This is a genomic window from Lederbergia galactosidilytica (assembly GCF_017873565.1).
In the GTDB taxonomy this organism is placed as follows: Bacteria; Bacillota; Bacilli; order Bacillales; family Bacillaceae_C; genus Lederbergia; species Lederbergia galactosidilytica.
The window spans coordinates 1-17,811 of sequence record NZ_JAGGKH010000010.1 but is presented as its reverse complement, the minus strand read 5'-3'; the positions used below and the strand labels follow the sequence as shown (position 1 = coordinate 17,811).

Here is a 17,811-nt window from a genome sequence, read left to right as displayed (position 1 = left end):
ATGTCTACCATACATTCATCTATTAATTGAGAAAGAAGGGATGCCCAGTGACTTATCCAAAACGCCTATCATTATTGATATTGCTGGATTCGGCCATTGTGTTGTTTTCCATTTATATCGGTTATTTCCTCCTGCACCCATTTTCAAATTTTTATACGTCGAAACTATTGCTAATGAGCTCATTAATTCTATTAGGAAGTCATCATTTATTTGCTTTTCTCTATCGTCTTTATAACAAAGTATGGGAATATGCGAGTGTCGGCGAATTAGTTAGTATTGCAAAGGCTGTGACGTTTTCAATACTAACTGCCGCCATTGCACAATATATTGCAGTTGGTCAAGTTTATTGGCGGGTGCTCTTTATCACTTGGATGCTACATATTTTATTAATAGGTGGTTCGCGCTTTTCATGGCGGATGGTGCGCGACCGACTAATCAAATCAAAGGCAGAAAAACGCAAAACCTTAATCGTTGGAGCTGGATCTGCAGGTACAACGGTCGCTAGGCAATTACTTCATCATGAAGAGGGAGATCAGATCCCGGTTGCATTTGTCGATGATGATTTAACGAAATATAAGTTAGAGATATTTGACTTAACTGTTTGTGGAACAATTGAACAAATTCCGGATGTTGTCAAGAAGAGAGAGATTAGAGATATTATTATCGCCATTCCATCTCTATCAAAAAAAGAAATTAGACGCATTTATGAAATCTGTGCGCAAACAGAAGCAGATGTTAAAATCATGCCTTTGATTGAGGATGTGATGACAGGAAAGGTATCGGTTAGTGCGATCCGCAATGTTGAAGTAGAAGATTTGCTTGGACGCGAGCCTGTGCAATTAGATATTAGCCGAATTTCCGAATCTATTACAGGGGCAACTGTACTTGTGACAGGTGCAGGCGGCTCAATTGGATCGGAAATTTGTCGACAAATTTGTCACTTCGCTCCGAAAAAATTGTTATTGTTAGGGCATGGAGAGTTTAGTATTTATTCGATCGATATGGAATTAACAAAGCGATATGGGGAAAAAATTGAAATTATTCCGATTATTGCAGATGTGCAAGATCGTGGCCGCATTTTCGAAGTAATGCACGACTATCAACCTGATGTTGTTTATCATGCTGCTGCACATAAGCATGTACCATTAATGGAATATAATCCAAGAGAAGCGGTAAAAAACAATGTTTTTGGCACGAAAAATGTTGCAGAAGCTTGTGATACATTTGGTATTCACACTTTTGTTTTGGTTTCAACAGATAAAGCTGTTAACCCACCTAATGTTATGGGAGCAACAAAACGGGTTGCCGAAATGATTATTCAAAACTTAGCAAAAGAAAGCCAGACGAAATTTGTAGCTGTTCGTTTCGGGAACGTGTTGGGCAGTCGGGGGAGTGTGATTCCCCTATTCAAAAAACAAATTGAAGCAGGTGGCCCAGTTACGGTTACTCATCCAGATATGACAAGGTACTTTATGACAATCCCAGAAGCTTCACGGCTTGTGATTCAAGCTGGTGTCCTAGCTCGTGGAGGGGAAGTGTTTGTTTTAGATATGGGTGAACCAGTAAAGATCTCTGATCTAGCCAAAAACCTTATCACACTTTCTGGATATACATTAGAGGAAATTGGCATTGAATACAGCGGGATTCGTCCTGGTGAGAAAATGTACGAAGAACTTCTTAATGAAAATGAAGTGCAAAAGGAACAAGTTTTTCCAAAAATTCATATAGGAAAAGCAGAGTCGTTAAATAAAAGTGACCTTCATTATATAGTAAATAGTCTGTTAGAGATGCCTACGGATGAAATGAAGGACGTTATTATAGATGTTGCAAATAGAAAATGTTCTAGAAAAATTGAAGTTGCTAAATAATAAGGAGATGTAGAGATGAACTTTGGGATAGTTGGCTGTGGTTTTATTGCCAAAAAGCATGTTGCCGCAATAGAAGCGATTAATGGTGCAAAGTTAGTCGCGGTATGCGATAAATTCGAAGAAGCAATGAAGCCATACATTAAAGAATATGGTGTCAAAGGGTATAAAGAATTAACTGATATGTTACGGGATGAAGAGATTGATGTAGTTTGTATCTGTACACCAAGTGGGCTACATGCTCCAATAGCAGAGCAAGTTGCAGATGCTAAGAAACATATTGTGTTAGAAAAGCCAATAGCAATGACGATTGAGGAAACAGATCGGATTATTGAGGCGACAGAAAAAAATAATATCAAACTTGCTATTGTGCACCCCAACAGATTCCGTCCGGTTGTGCAGGAATTGCGTTCTATTTTAGATAGTGGAGCACTGGGGAAAATTAGTCATGCGAACTGCATTGTCAATTGGAATAGAAATCAGGAATACTATGATCAAGCCCCATGGCGAGGAACAAAACAGTATGACGGTGGAGTGTTAATGAACCAAGCAATTCATAATCTTGACTTGTTACTTTGGTTTATGGGGAAACCTGAAAAAGTATATAGCATGGAAGCAACACGACTTCGAGATATCGAAGCTGAAGATGTTTCTATGGGAGTAATTCAATTTGAATCCGGGGCTTTAGCGAGTGTACAAGCCTCAACAACGGTCTATCCTCGTAATTATGAAGAATCAATAACGATTTTTGGAGAAAAAGGAACTGTGAAGATTGGGGGGCAAAACGCTCTTTATTTTGAGCATTTAGATATAGAAGGATATTCGGAGAATTATATAAATAATTTAAAGGATAAAGTTAGAGCTGAACCATGGGGAATCCCGGGTCATCAACAAATTATTCGCGATTTAATTGATTCAATCCACAATAACACTTCCCCTAGTGTTACAGGTGTGGACGGTAAAAATGCGTTGGAGCTAGTAATAGCTTTTTATAAATCTGCTGAAAACAATCAACCTATTAATATGAAAGAAGGAATATTACAATGACAACTACAGCAAACGTCCAATTAAATGATTTAGCCCAACAACTTATAGAAAAGTTAGAAACAAAGAATGCAACAATTGGTGTTGTTGGATTAGGATATGTTGGTCTACCACTCGCAGTAGAAAAGGCAAAGGCTGGATATAATGTGATTGGTTTTGATGTGCAGGAAGAAAAAGTAGCTAAAGTTAATAAAGGGGAGAATTACATTGGTGATGTATTGCCAGAGGATCTCGAGAATTTAGTCTTTTCCGGTAGATTATCGGCAACCGCTGATTATTCCTTTATTAAGGAAGTAGATGCGCTTGCTATCTGTGTTCCTACTCCTTTAGATATCTATAAACATCCAAATATGAAATATGTAGAAAGTTCAGCAAAGGCAATTGCACAGAATTTTACTAAAGGAACGTTAGTCGTTTTAGAGAGTACAACATATCCGGGAACAACTGAAGAATTGATTAAACCAATATTAGAAGAATCAGGTCTTGTTTGTGGGGAAGACTTCTTTTTAGCTTATTCACCGGAACGTGTGGATCCAGGTAATAAACAATTTAAAACAAAAAATACTCCAAAGGTTGTTGGTGGTATCACACCGGAATGTACAAAGGTAGCTGCTACAATGTACCGAAATGTATTAGAAGGTGAAATCCATGAAGTCTCTAGTCCATCGGTAGCTGAAATGGAGAAAATACTTGAAAATACATTCCGTAACATTAACATTGCGTTAGCGAATGAAATGGCTATTCTTTGTAATAAAATGGGAATCGATGTTTGGGAAGTAATTGATGCAGCCGCTACAAAACCATATGGCTTTATGCCTTTCTATCCAGGACCAGGTTTAGGTGGACATTGTATACCTATAGATCCTTGGTATTTAACATGGAAAGCACGGGAATACAACTATCACACAAAATTAATAGAAACAGCAGGGGAAATTAATGATAGTATGCCAGATTTTGTGGTTCAACGATGCGCGGAAATTTTGAATAATCAAGGGAAAGCATTAAAAGATTCTAACATTCTTGTACTCGGTGTCGCTTATAAAAGGGATATTGATGATTATAGAGAATCACCAGTCTTACCAATACTGGAAAGATTGGATGCATCTGGAGCACAGTGGAATGTGGTAGATCCATATGTCAAACAGTTTAAATTGAATGGGAAAATTAATTACACTGCCGAAAATACGGATCCGGAATTATTACGTAATGCAGACCTTGTTTTAATTGCTACGGATCATAGTGAATTTAGATATAATGAGATTCTTAATTCTGCAAGTGCTATATTCGATACTAGAAACGTATTTGAAAAAGATGCAAGCCATAATAATGTATTCAGTTTATAATAAAATGGTTTTGAACTACTTATGAACAAAATATTAAATATACTAAAGAATAAATCAAATAAGAATATATTCACTTTATTATTAGGAACAAGCACGGCCCAAGCAATACCGGTCGTTGCTTCCCTAATATTAACTCGGCTATACACCCCTGAAGAATATGGTGTTCTGGCGGTATTTACATCGATAATTACGATATTAGGCTCTATTGTTACATTAAGGTATGAATTAGCTATACTAGTTCCCGCTAAGGAGCAAGATGCGGTAAATATTTCAGTTTTATCAATGATAAGTACCCTCCTAGTCACGATAATAACATTTATAATATTAATCTTTTTTAAAGGATCGATATTAGATGTTTTTAAAATTCAAGGACTTGGTAATTGGTTGTTTTTAGTTCCTTTAGCAATCTTATTTATGGGTTTCTATAATTCCTTAAATTACTTGGCAACAAGAGTTGGACTTTTTAAAGTAATTTCTCAAACGAGAGTCTATCAAACACTATCTGGATCATTAACGCAAATAATATTAGGTATAATGAACCTAGGTGTTGGGGGCTTGATTATAGGAGCCACCTTGACCTATTTTGTTGGCAATTTAAAAATCGCGGGTAAATTATTAGATAATTATAAGAATGAGTTTAAAAATGTTAATGTTACAGACATGATATACAATGCTAGAAAGTATAAAGATTATCCGAAATATAATGTACCTTCTACGATATTTAATACTATGTCGACACAATTAATGAGTTTTATCGTTCCTATCTTTTATTCGTCAGCATTGTTAGGACAATACTCACTAAGTCAAAGAATTATAGTGCTTCCTATGAAAGTTATTGGGTCTGCAATAACCCAAGTGTTCCTAAATGAAGCATCATTAGAACTAAAAAATAGTGCAACAGCAAGAAAAACTTTTATCTCAACTTTTAGAAAGCTATTATTAATTGCTCTACCATTATATGTATTTTTATTTTTTATTATTGAATATCTAGTGGTTTTTGCCTTTGGGGATAATTGGAGAATAGCGGGAGAGATTTCTCGTGTTTTAATTGTTATGCTCTTTTTCCGTTTTATAGTCAATCCACTAAGCAATGTACTTAATTTATATGAAAGACAAAAAATAGTATTAGTATGGCAGTTTTCATTAGTACTCCTAACGGTTATTTCCGTTTTAATTTCTTTCGTTTTCAGTTTTAGCTTTTTTCAATTTTTATCTTTATATGTAGCCTTCTTAAGTATGGATTATGTATTAATGTTTGTGATTTGCTTGAATATAAGCAAGAAAAAGAAATTTTGATCTGAAAGGGATATTTTAATGAAAAAGAAGATGATAATGTTTGTAACATATGACTTTTCTGATCAATCAAGTGGTTCTAGAGTGCGGCCAATGAAAATGTATCATGCTTTTAAAAAATTGGGATATGACGTTTTCCTTCTGTCAGGTGATAAGCAAGAAAAAGAGAATGATTTCCAACGTCTAAAGAAAACAAATGAAAGGTTTGATTTTTGTTATATCGAACCCAGTTCATATCCCATGCAACCAATTATTGATTATAAGATTATTAGTTATATAAAAAAGAGAAATATACCAATTGGAATTTTTTACCGAGATGCATATTGGAAGTTCTATAATAAATTTTTGATAAAAGGATTCAAAAATTTAGAATTGAAAATTAGATATCAAATAGACTTGCAGTTTTTTAAATGGGTAAGTAGTATTATGTTTTTTCCAAGTGATGAAATGGCTAATTATTTTACGTTTAAACAGCCAAAATTTTCATTGCCACCAGCAGCGGATATCAAAAATATAACATTAAAAGGAGAAGAAATCGGAACTATACCGACAGCAATTTATGTAGGAGGTATAAGCAAAAGATATGGAACGGACATGCTGTTAAATACCTTTAATAGAATAAATAAAGAGAGAATCAGAATTAAATTAATTTTAGTATGCAGGAATAGAGAATACACTGAGAATGCTAAGTTTTTTAGTGGCATAGAGAGAGAAGGGTGGTTGGAAATAAAGCATGTTCAAGGGGAGTTACTAGAATCTGAGTATACGGATGCCGATTTTGGTATTATTCCAATCGAAAAAGATGAGTATAACGATTTTGCGGTTCCGGTAAAATTATTTGAGTATTTATCATATGGGTTACCTATTTTGTCTACTAATTGCACGGTACTAGAAAAATATATTTCTACCTATAATTTGGGAATAGTTGAAGAAGACAATGAAATTTCATTTGCGAAGGGAATAGAATATATGATTAGTAATTATGATCAATACCGTGCCGATGTTATTAGTTTCGTAAATACAGAAGGTTTGTGGGATCATAGAGCCGAAAAGGTAATTAAACTATTATCAAAATATTACTAATTAAGGAGATCGAGGCTAAGAATTATGTTTGGAGTTGTTAGCTCTGGAAGATATGGATAGAAAATTCAATTACACATTATATAAGAGAAGTTTATATTTAATCTTATTCTCCCTTTATGTTACGCCTTCAATAAAAATCTTTTCAGGGTTACCTGCGATTAGATTGGAAGAAATATTGATAATACTTATAATAATGTTTTTATTTTTGAGGTTATTAAATAGGAAACAAATATATATTGCCTTTGGCGTAAGGCAAAAATTATTGATCGGGCTTTTTTTCTTAACAATAGTATCGATAGCTTTTGGAACAATAAAGGGGTATAGCTCATCTATATTAGAAATTACGGAGTTTATCAAGTTAGCAAAATATCTTATCATATATACAATATCATTAACTTTTTTCAGTTTAAGTGATAACCCAATGTATGAAAAAGAGAAAGTGGTTCACTTTGTATTTAAATTATCAATATTTTTATTTATAATAACCATCCAGCAATATTACAATTTGTTTGGCTTAAATGAGAGATACGTTCCTTTAGTTGCTCCTACTCAATATATTACCTTAGTAGGTGGTTATTCAAACCCAAGACCAGTTGGTATGATAGGTAATCCTAACTTTTTAGCTTTCTTGTTTGTGATTTCTTCATGGCTAGTTATATATACAATTTTAAAGAGAAAAATCAAAATATATTATATGATTGTTTTGATTTTAAATATTACAGGGATGATTCTAACGTTATCTAGGACTGCTCTAGTAGCCTTTTTAGCAGGCGTAATAATATTACTCTTGGTACTTCTGCTTCCGAAATACAATAAAGTCAGCTTCAAAAATATATTTAGAATCTTTTTATTTACGTCTTTCTTCATAGGAGCTATAATTTACGTCTTTACTTATACAAACTTTAAAGAAGACTTATTTTGGCGTTATTCTCTGATTTTTGATTTAGAAAATGACAGTAGTTGGCAAGCAAGACTATATAATTGGCAAGAAAATATCAACTTGTTTAAGGAGAGTCCTTTCTTCGGGATGGGGCCGTTAAGTAGAACAGAACTTAATTCAGCGGCAGATAATGAATGGCTTTTAATTTTAAGAACTTATGGATTTGTAGGAACTATTTATTTTCTTATGTCGTTCATTATTCCATTTATTAAAAGTGATAGTAATTCATTTAAAGTCTTAACCCTTACACTTATGATTGGAGCGGCTATTTATATGATTCCATCTGCAGTGTTCAACTCCTTAATCATTATGCCATTAATTCTTATTTTATTTAGTATGTCTGATAGTAACGAAAGAATCGTTGTAATAAAAAGGTAAAGTGGTGTCTTCAAATATGAACATATTAGTAATTTCTCATATGTATCCCTCGTCTCAAAAACCTGTGAATGGTGTCTTTGTACATGAGCAGGTGAAAGCTATAGTAAAAAAGGGACATAATGTAAGAGTTATATCGCCAATACCTTACGTACCTTTTTTTCTTGATAAAATTTCAATGAAGTGGAAGAAATATAAGTTAACGAAACCACAGGAAATAGTAGAAGGTATTCCAGTGTATTATCCCACATATATTGCAATACCAAGGAACTTGAACTTTCAAACTTCTGGCGTAAGGATGTATTCGGGATTTAAACAAGTTGTTGAAAAAATTTATAAGGAATTTGAATTTGATCTTATTCATTCTCATGTTGCACTTCCAGATGGCTATGCAGCTATGATGGTTGCTGAGAAATATGCTAAGCCTTTAGTGGTGACAATTCATGGTCAAGATTTTCAACAGACAATACACAAAAACAATAAATGTAAAAATGCCATAGAGAAAGTATTGCAAGCTGCTGATAAGACTACTCTTGTGAGTGGTAAATTAAATCGGATTAGAAAAAATGCATTTCCAGTTTTACAAGATGATAATTTCAGTGTTATTAATAATGGAGTATCAGATTTTTTTATTGAAGAATCAGTAGAGAGAAAATTAAAGACTGAAATTACATTATTAAGTGTTTCAAATTTAATAGAGACGAAAGGGATAGACTTAAATATAAAAGCTCTATCTAAGATCGTGAAGCATTATCCGAAAATACGATATAATATTATTGGAGATGGTCCCCAAAAGCCCGAACTAGTCAGTTTAGCTAAGAATTTAAATTTGGAAAATAATATTTTCTTTCTAGGAACACAGTCAAGACAAGATGTTAAGAAAAATATGTTAGAAGCAGATGTATTTATTCTACCTAGTTGGAATGAAGCTTTCGGGGTAGTATACATTGAAGCAATGGCTACAGGTTTACCAGTCATTGGGTGTAAAGGTGAAGGAATAGAAGATATAGTCGAAGATGGAAAAGAAGGTTACTTGATAGACCCTAAAAATGTTTCGGAATTAAGTGAGAAAATTTTATTTTTAGTTTCTGATCTTAATATAAGACAAAAACTAGGTGAAAATGCAAGAAATAAAGTGAAAGCTTCGTTCACTTGGAGTCATAAGGCCATGGAACTAACAGAGTTATATAATAATATTCATGAAGAAAAATCCTTAGAGAGGGATTTATAAATGAAAATATTACATTTATGCTCTTATTATACTGGGAATAAACTATATTCTAAATTATTTTCTGAACTTACAAGTTATATTGACAAACAAACTATATATATACCGATTCGATCTCAAGAATTATTAAATAAAAATAAGGTTGAATTGCAAAAGTTAGAATATCATTACGATTTAATTTTAAATAAGTATGATAGATTTTTATATAGAGGAAAAATTAAAAAGCAACAGAGAAGAATTGAAAAAAATATTCCATCTTTCAAATCATTTGATACCATACATGCCCATACCTTATTTAGTGATGGTGGAACAGCTTATTTACTAAATCAAAAGTACGGAATCAATTACGTTGTAAGTATACGAAATACGGACATTCATGTGTTTTATAAATATGGGATTCATTTAAGACCGTTTATTTTTAAGGTATTAGAAAATGCTTCCTCCATTGTTTTTATATCTCATGCTTATCAGAAAAAGACGTTTGATTTGTTACCAACCAAAATTGTTGAGTTAATAAAAGATAAAACCCAAGTAATTCCTAATGGAATTGATAAAAATTGGTTTAACTCATTACCTGATGTTAAAAATGAACCTTCGAAGAAACTTAGACTATTGTTTACCGGTTCTCTTGATAAAAATAAAAATCTAAGTTCTGTACTCAAATTAGGAAAGCTTCTAATGTCGGAAAATGTTGATTTTATTTTGAATGTGGCTGGAGATGGACCATTATGTGAGCAATATAGATTGAAAACTAAACAAATGGGTCTAGATAACAGGGTTAAATTCCATGGAAATATCTCAAAAGACGAGCTAATTTGTATTGCCGACAATTCAGATGTTTTTATACTACCTTCTTACAAGGAAACCTTTGGTATATCTTACATTGAAGCAATGTCACGCGGTTTACCCATAATCTATACAAGGAATGAAGGTATAGATGGTTATTTTCCGGAAGGAAGAGTAGGGTATTCAATTGATCCAGATGATATTATTGAAATGAAAGATAGATTAAATCTTATTGTTGAAGATTTTACTGCTCTTTCTAAGAATAGTATTATCGAAGCAAGAAAGTTTAATTGGCAAGATATAGCACTTAAGTACTTTGAGTTACATACTCATATTGAACAAAAAATATAAGGAATGGTGTTCTATGAAAATCCAAATGCTAGATTTATCTGAACAATATTTATCGATGAAAGAAGAAATCATGACAAAATTGGATGAGGTAATGTCTTCATCTCGCTTTATTTTAGGAGATAATGTTAAAAAGCTTGAGGAAGATGTGGCTAAATATAGCAATGTAGGCCACGGTATAGGTGTTGGAAACGGTAGTGACGCCATCCATATTGCATTACAAGCTGCTGGTGTTGGTAAAGGAGATGAGGTAATTACTACTGCTTTTACCTTCTTTGCTACTGGTGGAGCTGTTGCGCGGCTGGGTGCTACTCCTGTATTTGTAGATATTGACCCTATTACATTCAATATTGATCCTGCAAAAATTGAGGCTGCCATCAATGAGAAAACAAAAGCAATTATTCCTGTCCATTTATATGGACAAATGGCAGATATGGAGGCTATCAAAGACATAGCCGATAAATATAATTTAGTAGTTGTAGAGGATGCAGCTCAAGCCATAGGGGCAAGACAAAATGGAAAAAGCGTGGGTGAGCTTGGGACTGCGGCTGCATATAGTTTCTTCCCTACTAAAAATTTAGGAGCGTATGGTGACGGTGGAATGATCGTTACTGGTGATGAACAATTGGCAGAGAATGCTAGAGTTATTCGGGTACACGGGAGCAAACCAAAATATTATCATAATGTGCTCGGCTATAACAGTCGCTTGGACGAACTTCAAGCAGCGATACTAAATGTTAAGTTTCCTTATCTCGATGATTTCTCAAAAGAAAGACGTGCAAGAGCTTCATATTATACAGAGAAGCTTAATGAGAAACTAAGTCATGTTATTAACACACCTGTTGAAAAAGAAGGGTATTATCATGTCTATCATCAATATACTCTGAGAGTTTCAAATCGAGATGAACTTCAAGCGTATCTAAAAGAGCAAGGGATTGCCACAATGATTTATTACCCACTTCCATTGCATATTCAACCTGTGTTTAAAGATTTAGGCTATAGTGAAGGGGATTTACCTGAAACAGAAAAGGCTACTAAAGAGGCTCTTTCGCTACCTATGTATCCCGAATTGAAACGTGAAGATCAAGATTATGTGATAGATAAAATACTTGAATTTTATTCAAAATAAATTGGTATATTAAATAAGCCTCTTGATCCATATAGAGGCTTTTTTATTTTAAGGAGAGATGAAAGTGACTAATCCTATGAATAAAGGAAATAATGTTATCATTCAAGAAGAAGTTTCTTTTGGTGAAAATGTAGTTATTGGAAATAACGTTGTTATATATAAAGGTACAAAGATTGGAAATAACGTTATTATTCAAGATAATGTTGTTATAGGAAAGCAACCTACCAGAGCTAAAGCCTCAATACTTCCGGAAACAAAACTTTTGCCTCCTACTATTATTGGAGACGGAGTTACCATTGGAACATCTTCTATCATTTATGAAAATGCAACGATAGGGGATGAAGTCTTTGTTGCGGATTTAGCGACTATTCGAGAACGAGTTACCGTTGGCGAAAGAACGATTGTAGGTCGTGGCGTAGCTATTGAAAATGATAGTAAAGTAGGAAAAAGGTGTAAGTTAGAAACTAATTGTTATATAACGGCATATTCAGAGCTTGGAAATGACGTGTTTATTGCACCGTGTGTAGTAACGACGAATGATAATTATATGGCTAGAAGCAAAGAAAGATTTGATAAGTTTAAAGGAATTACGGTAAAAGATGGGGGACGTATAGGAGCAAATTCTACAATTTTGCCTGGTAAAATTATTCATGAGGATGGAACTGTGGCTGCAGCTAGTGTAGTTACAAAAGATGTAGAGCAAGAGATAATAGTTGTTGGAACCCCGGCAAAAGAGTTAAGAAAAGTACCAGAAAATCAATTGTTAAGAAATCAATAATGAGGTATAAATGTGAATATTTGGATATTTAACCATTACGCTACGGCTCCTTTTCATGTTGGCGGATCAAGGCATTTTGACCTTTCAAAACAATTAGTTAAAAAGGGGCATTCTGTAACCATCTTTGCTTCTTCATTTAATCACTTTTCAAAACAAGAAATGGTCTTTAATACTGGGGAGAACCGAGGTTATAAATGTGAGATTATAGAAGGCGTTAATTATGTATGGGTTCATACTTCACCATACAAAAGTTCAATTGCACGCTTGAAAAATATATTCAGTTATACAAGAAGAGCATATAAAGTGGCAAAAAAGATAATGAGACGAGAAGAACCAGAAGTAATAATCGGATCGTCAGTACATCCATTTGCGGCAATTATTGCTTATTTAATATCTAAAAAAATTCCAGATTGTAAATTTTACTTTGAAGAAAGAGATTTGTGGCCACAAACATTTGTTGACTTTGGCAAAATATCACCCAAGAATCCACTTACTCAAATACTGTATAAATTAGAAAAGTTCCTGTACAAAAAAAGTGATAGAGTTATTGTTTTATTTGATAAAGCCCAGAAATATGTTGAATCAAAAGGCGTTGATCCTCAAAAGATTCTCTTTATTCCTAACGGAGTAGAATTAGAAAGATACAAATACTTAAAAAGATCAAAAATAATAGATGATTATTATTCGGGGTTAGAGGGGAAATTTATTGTAGTATACACAGGGTCTCATGGTATCGCTAATCACTTGGATCCAGTTATTGAGTTATTCTCTAAAATTCGTGATGAATCACGAATTCATTTAATAATGGTAGGAAATGGCTCTGAAAAGGATCGTTTGATAGGCTTGGCAAGCAAAAAAGAACTTACAAATATCTCGTTTTATGACTCTATTCCAAAGTCAGATATCCCCTATTTATTAAGTAGAGCGGATATGAGCATTATTTCGATCTTAGATACTCCTTTATATAAATGGGGATTTAGTATGAACAAGTTATATGATTACATGGCTGCAGGCTTACCAATTATTATGATAGCAAATCAGAGTATTGTGGGAGAACTGTCTAAACAAGAGGGAGTATATGTGGATACTAAATTGGACAATTTAGCAACGATTATTAAAAAATACGCGAATTCAGAAGGAAAATCTCAATCTCAAAGTCTAAAACAGTATGTAGAAAAAACTTACTCCTGGGGTATATTATCGGATCAATTAGAAAGTGTTATAATTAACGATACAAGGAATTGATATTATATGAAAAGGATATTTGACTTTTTATTCTCTTTTTTCCTATTACTTATTCTAAGTCCCTTTATAGTATTTGTAGGGATTTTAATTCGGTTCAAACTGGGCTCACCAGTAATATTTAAGCAACAGCGTCCAGGATTAAACGCAAAGCCTTTCTTTGTGTATAAATTTCGAACAATGACAGATGAACGTAATGATTGTGGAGAATTTCTACCGGATCATCTAAGGATGACGAGATTTGGACAGTTGCTGAGAAAATTGAGCTTAGATGAATTACCGCAACTTTTTAATGTGTTGAAAGGTGATTTGAGTTTAGTAGGTCCTCGTCCATTGTTAATGGAGTATCTCGAACTTTATACCCGAGATCAGGCTCGGCGCCATGAAGTCCGGCCTGGTATCACAGGTTGGGCACAGGTAAACGGACGAAATGCTATTACTTGGGAAGAAAAGTTCAAATTAGATGTTTGGTATGTAGAAAACCGAACTTTTTGTTTGGATTTGAAGATTTTATTTTTAACGATAATGAAGGTATTTAAAACAGAAGGAATCAGCCAAGACGGACATGTTACAATTGAAAAATTTTCTGGAACAAAGGATGCATGATATCTGTGAAACAATTGGTGATTATTGGAGAAGGTGGTCACAGCAAAGTGATCCAAGATATCATCCGTGTTTCAAATGAATATGAAATTATCGCTATATTGGATGATAAATATAAAAGTAAAAGTTTGTGTAGAGAGACTGGAATCACAAGAGGCCCAGTTTCTTGTGCTTTCAAATTTACACAGTCCGAATCCTTTTTTATTATTGCAATAGGGAGTAATCAAATAAGGAAAAAGATTACAAGTTTGTTAAAGCGACAAAACGCCAAATTTGCTTCAGTTATCCACCCTACTGCTGTAATTAGTCCAACTGTCAAATTAGGAGAAGGAATAGTAATTATGGCTAATGCAGTGATAAATTCAGATGCTGCAATAGGTAACCATGTTATAATTAATACAACTTCAGTTATAGAGCACGATAATAAAATTGCTGATTTTGTACATGTTTCCCCAGGTGCGATACTTGCAGGTGATGTCACTGTAGGTGAGGGAACTCAAGTAGGAGCAGGTTCAACTATAATTCAAGGAAAAGAAGTAAATGAATGGTCTATAATTGGGGCCGGAGCAACGGTGATAAACAATATTCCTGCAGGAGTAGTGGCAGTTGGAGTACCCGCAAAGATTATTAAGGAAATTTTATAAAGAGGTGTTTATTATGTCTCAGCATGAAAGAATTCTCCTTTCCTCACCTCATATGAGTGGAAATGAACAGAAATATATTCAACAAGCTTTTGATACAAATTGGATAGCACCACTAGGACCAAATGTGGATGCTTTTGAGAAAGAGTTAGCGGAATATGTAGGGGTGAAGGATGCGGCAGCTGTAAGTTCTGGAACAGCTGCAATTCACTTAGCTCTAATGCTGCTAGATGTACAAAAAGAAGATACCGTTTTTTGTTCATCTTTAACATTTATAGCTAGCGCTAATCCCATACTTTATCAAGGGGCAAGTCCTGTATTTATTGACTCAGAGCCCGATACCTGGAATATGTCACCACAGGCATTAAAACGTGCTTTTTCTGACGCTGAGAAAGCAGAGAAACTTCCTAAAGCTGTAATTATTGTCAATTTATATGGTCAAAGTGCAAAAATGGATGAATTATTGGCTATATGCGATGATTATAATGTACCAATTATTGAAGATGCAGCAGAATCCTTAGGGGCCACTTATAAAGGTAAGAAAAGTGGAACTTTCGGTAAATTTGGTGTTTATTCCTTTAATGGTAATAAAATAATCACTACATCTGGTGGGGGAATGCTAGTATCAGATGATGTGGAGGCACTGAAAAAGGCTCGGTTCTTAGCTACACAGGCAAGAGACGTGGCCCCACATTATCAACATAGCCAAATGGGGTACAATTATCGTTTGAGTAATATTCTAGCCGGAGTAGGTCGAGCGCAACTAGAGGTATTAGATGATCGTGTTGCTACCCGTAGAGCTATTTTTGAAAAGTATAAAAATGCTTTAGGAGAAATTGATGGTATTCAATTTATGCCTGAACTAAAAGAAACTTTTCATAATCGTTGGTTAACAACCTTAATTATTGACCAAGAAAAACTAGGATATGCTCCACTAGAATTAATTGAATATCTATCAAATGAAAATATTGAATCGCGTCCAGTTTGGAAGCCACTGCATCTCCAACCTTTATTTAAGGAAACACCTTACTATCCACATACAGTTGATAGAAGTGTTTCGGAAGAGTTATTTAGCACTGGTATATGTCTCCCTTCAGGATCAAATATGGATGAACAACAGCAAACATTAGTGATAAAAATGATCCTAAGATTTAATAAAGAGAAGTCGATGGAGAAGCTAGTTTTAACAGATTAAGTTCAGAGTAAGCCACTGAACTTAATCCCATTCTAACTCGTATAAAAGTGAGGTGATGAAAAGTTAAAAAGCTAATAATTTTTAGTAGCATAGCTATTTTTATATTTATTTTTATCCTTATTTTCTATAATAAAAAATCGGTTGAAGATTTTGAAACAAATAATATTGTTACCCAAAGTCTTTATGATAAATGGTATAGTGTAAGTTCGTGGTCTCCGGAAAAATTTCCTAGTAATAAACCAGATTTTGGAAGTCCTACTTATGCTTGGGATTGGAGCTATACAGGAAATTCCTTGATAGATATGTATAAAGCTACGGGAGAAGAAAAGTACTTAGAGTATTTTATCCCTCAGGCCACGTATATCTTTACACAAACAGATGAGAAACTTGGAATTGAGAGCTTTACCGGATTAGGAGTGTCTTTACCTGCATGGTCAGATAGAGGGCATTATACATCTGGAAAGTTTAATTACATTTATCCTGTCCATACAGGGATGATTTTAATGCCCATCCTTCGTTTTGTAGATACGGTTAAGAAAAATCAATTAGAGGAATATTATACAGTTGCTGATGACTTTTTAGAAAAGTCTAGCAGAGCTTTAGCCATACATAATAAAGATGAGATGTGGGTAGATTTATCTGAAACGGAAGGTTTTTATCTGGGACATCCTTATGGTAAGGGGATTGTATCAGAAGCAAATCAAATTGGTATTCCCAATCGTATATTTGCTTATTTAGCAGCGGCAGGTCTTTATGACAAGATAACTGGTAAAACTGAATATACTCCAAGGATAACTAAAAGTCTAAACTACTTTAAAAATTATTTATTAAAATATGATAAAGAAAATGATGCATATTATTGGAGTTATTGGGAATATGCAAATAAAGAAAGTTGGGAAGATGTTAGTCATGCAGCTCTAACGGTGTATGGAATTTATATCTTACACGAAGAAGCTGGATTTTCAACTTTTACAGAAAAAGATTTCAAAAGGTTTAGCAATATTGTTCATAAAATAGTTAAAGTTTCTAAACTAGACTCTCAACCAAAAGTGATGCAAAACATACATCAGGATGATAAAAGTAAGTATTTATCTTTTGAGGAAAATAAAAATTATTTTACCGCGCTACATTGGTCTTTTCTTGGTTCTTATGATGAAACTATTCTAGATGAATTACAAGGTATCTATAAGGAATTATCTATTCAAAATAAGCCAACTGTTACAAGCTTATATAATATTGGACTTTATTTAAGTACAGTAAATAAAGTTAAATAGTGTCTTTATTTACTGTTGAGTGAAAGTAGTTTATTTGACAAAGTAGTCATAGATAGGTAAAATAATTATCGTTTTGTTGAGAATTATAATAACAACATAGTTACTCAAACTGAAATAAAAGATCTAAAGCATTATTCAGAAGAGAAAGCTTATCGTTAAATTTACTTAGAAGAGTTGTGTTTATCATGCAGCTCTTCTCTCTTTTTTACCAATAAATGGAAGCGGTGTCATTGGTTTGTTATTAAAATTTATATAAAGATAGATAAGAAAAGGGAATCTACTAAATTTGTAGAGTGTATGAACTGGGGGATGGAAATGGAAATTTTATTTGGTCTTCTTTTTGGGGTACTCATGGTGGTTGGAGGGATTGCGACTTTTATCTTTGTCGGTTTATTATTACTTAGGGTGATTGGTAATAAGGGGCTTTCTCTTAAAAGTGGCGCTATTGGTGCTGGGGTATTATTAGTTTTGTTTATTATATCTTTTGTTACAGTGTTTATGATTATCTTGAGTTCTCCTTCTGTTGAGAATGATGTCGAGGAAGCTATTTGTAACTGCTAGACTAAAGTGGACAGATTCTGCTCGATAGAATTGAACACTTTCTGCCAAAATAACTCTCAATCAGTTAAAATATTTACGTAGAC

General features: G+C 33.7%; 16 protein-coding genes. All 16 read left to right on the top strand.

All coding sequences use genetic code 11. The features are described from left to right. Positions 1–47 precede the first annotated feature (47 nt). The 16 genes from J2Z23_RS11700 (at position 48) to J2Z23_RS11625 (ending at position 17,728) form a co-directional block, all read left to right on the top strand. Positions 48–1,868 carry a polysaccharide biosynthesis protein gene (locus J2Z23_RS11700; protein ID WP_209974014.1) on the top strand — a complete coding sequence of 607 codons (1,821 nt, stop codon included), beginning with the start codon at positions 48–50 and terminating at the stop codon, positions 1,866–1,868. 15 nt (positions 1,869–1,883) lie between these two features. Further along, positions 1,884–2,912 (top strand): Gfo/Idh/MocA family protein, encoded by a 1,029-nt coding sequence (locus J2Z23_RS11695; protein WP_209974012.1) that lies wholly within the window; start codon positions 1,884–1,886, stop codon positions 2,910–2,912. Further along, positions 2,909–4,252 (top strand): nucleotide sugar dehydrogenase, encoded by a 1,344-nt coding sequence (locus tag J2Z23_RS11690; protein ID WP_209974010.1) that lies wholly within the window; start codon positions 2,909–2,911, stop codon positions 4,250–4,252. Before J2Z23_RS11695 ends, J2Z23_RS11690 begins: the two co-directional genes overlap by 4 nt. A 21-nt stretch (positions 4,253–4,273) precedes the next feature. Beyond that, complete coding sequence (locus J2Z23_RS11685; RefSeq protein WP_209974008.1) at positions 4,274–5,548, top strand: lipopolysaccharide biosynthesis protein; 1,275 nt, start codon at positions 4,274–4,276, stop codon at positions 5,546–5,548. Between the two features lie 18 nt (positions 5,549–5,566). Continuing rightward, entirely contained in the window at positions 5,567–6,628 is a 1,062-nt protein-coding gene (locus J2Z23_RS11680) for a glycosyltransferase (protein WP_209974006.1), read from the top strand. A gap of 28 nt (positions 6,629–6,656) precedes the next feature. After that, positions 6,657–7,946 carry an O-antigen ligase family protein gene (locus J2Z23_RS11675; protein WP_209974003.1) on the top strand — a complete coding sequence of 430 codons (1,290 nt, stop codon included), beginning with the start codon at positions 6,657–6,659 and terminating at the stop codon, positions 7,944–7,946. 4 nt (positions 7,947–7,950) lie between these two features. Then, positions 7,951–9,174: a glycosyltransferase gene (locus J2Z23_RS11670; protein WP_209974001.1), complete on the top strand. Its 1,224-nt coding sequence runs from the start codon at positions 7,951–7,953 to the stop codon at positions 9,172–9,174. Then, positions 9,175–10,308 (top strand): glycosyltransferase, encoded by a 1,134-nt coding sequence (locus J2Z23_RS11665; protein ID WP_209973999.1) that lies wholly within the window; start codon positions 9,175–9,177, stop codon positions 10,306–10,308. It begins immediately after the preceding gene. Positions 10,309–10,321: 13 nt separating this feature from the next. Further along, a complete protein-coding gene (locus tag J2Z23_RS11660; protein WP_209973997.1) occupies positions 10,322–11,434 on the top strand; it encodes a DegT/DnrJ/EryC1/StrS family aminotransferase in 1,113 nt (370 codons plus the stop codon). Positions 11,435–11,492: 58 nt separating this feature from the next. Continuing rightward, complete coding sequence (locus J2Z23_RS11655; protein WP_238482735.1) at positions 11,493–12,212, top strand: acyltransferase; 720 nt, start codon at positions 11,493–11,495, stop codon at positions 12,210–12,212. Between the two features lie 12 nt (positions 12,213–12,224). Then, positions 12,225–13,457 (top strand): glycosyltransferase family 4 protein, encoded by a 1,233-nt coding sequence (locus J2Z23_RS22615; protein ID WP_209973994.1) that lies wholly within the window; start codon positions 12,225–12,227, stop codon positions 13,455–13,457. 6 nt (positions 13,458–13,463) lie between these two features. Continuing rightward, complete coding sequence (locus J2Z23_RS11645) at positions 13,464–14,060, top strand: sugar transferase (RefSeq protein ID WP_209973992.1); 597 nt, start codon at positions 13,464–13,466, stop codon at positions 14,058–14,060. 5 nt (positions 14,061–14,065) lie between these two features. Next, positions 14,066–14,701, top strand: a complete 636-nt coding sequence (locus J2Z23_RS11640) for an acetyltransferase (protein ID WP_209973990.1) — start codon at positions 14,066–14,068, stop codon at positions 14,699–14,701. 13 nt (positions 14,702–14,714) lie between these two features. After that, positions 14,715–15,893, top strand: coding sequence for a DegT/DnrJ/EryC1/StrS family aminotransferase (locus J2Z23_RS11635; protein WP_209973988.1), 1,179 nt, complete (start codon positions 14,715–14,717; stop codon positions 15,891–15,893). 302 nt (positions 15,894–16,195) lie between these two features. After that, entirely contained in the window at positions 16,196–17,167 is a 972-nt protein-coding gene (locus J2Z23_RS11630; protein WP_209973986.1) for a hypothetical protein, read from the top strand. 315 nt (positions 17,168–17,482) lie between these two features. Beyond that, positions 17,483–17,728: a hypothetical protein gene (locus J2Z23_RS11625; protein ID WP_209973984.1), complete on the top strand. Its 246-nt coding sequence runs from the start codon at positions 17,483–17,485 to the stop codon at positions 17,726–17,728. Positions 17,729–17,811: the final 83 nt, after the last annotated feature.

What these genes read in the sequence shown, in the direction of transcription:
- J2Z23_RS11695 (WP_209974012.1), top strand. Translation starts at nt 1,884, where the DNA reads ATGAACTTTGGGATAGTTGGCTGTGGTTTTATTGCCAAAAAGCATGTT.
- J2Z23_RS11625 (WP_209973984.1), top strand. Translation starts at nt 17,483, where the DNA reads ATGGAAATTTTATTTGGTCTTCTTTTTGGGGTACTCATGGTGGTTGGA.
- J2Z23_RS11665 (WP_209973999.1), top strand. Translation starts at nt 9,175, where the DNA reads ATGAAAATATTACATTTATGCTCTTATTATACTGGGAATAAACTATAT.
- J2Z23_RS11645 (WP_209973992.1), top strand. Translation starts at nt 13,464, where the DNA reads ATGAAAAGGATATTTGACTTTTTATTCTCTTTTTTCCTATTACTTATT.
- J2Z23_RS11685 (WP_209974008.1), top strand. Translation starts at nt 4,274, where the DNA reads ATGAACAAAATATTAAATATACTAAAGAATAAATCAAATAAGAATATA.
- J2Z23_RS11690 (WP_209974010.1), top strand. Translation starts at nt 2,909, where the DNA reads ATGACAACTACAGCAAACGTCCAATTAAATGATTTAGCCCAACAACTT.
- J2Z23_RS11655 (WP_238482735.1), top strand. Translation starts at nt 11,493, where the DNA reads ATGAAAGTGACTAATCCTATGAATAAAGGAAATAATGTTATCATTCAA.
- J2Z23_RS11630 (WP_209973986.1), top strand. Translation starts at nt 16,196, where the DNA reads ATGTATAAAGCTACGGGAGAAGAAAAGTACTTAGAGTATTTTATCCCT.
- J2Z23_RS11635 (WP_209973988.1), top strand. Translation starts at nt 14,715, where the DNA reads ATGTCTCAGCATGAAAGAATTCTCCTTTCCTCACCTCATATGAGTGGA.
- J2Z23_RS11660 (WP_209973997.1), top strand. Translation starts at nt 10,322, where the DNA reads ATGAAAATCCAAATGCTAGATTTATCTGAACAATATTTATCGATGAAA.
- J2Z23_RS11680 (WP_209974006.1), top strand. Translation starts at nt 5,567, where the DNA reads ATGAAAAAGAAGATGATAATGTTTGTAACATATGACTTTTCTGATCAA.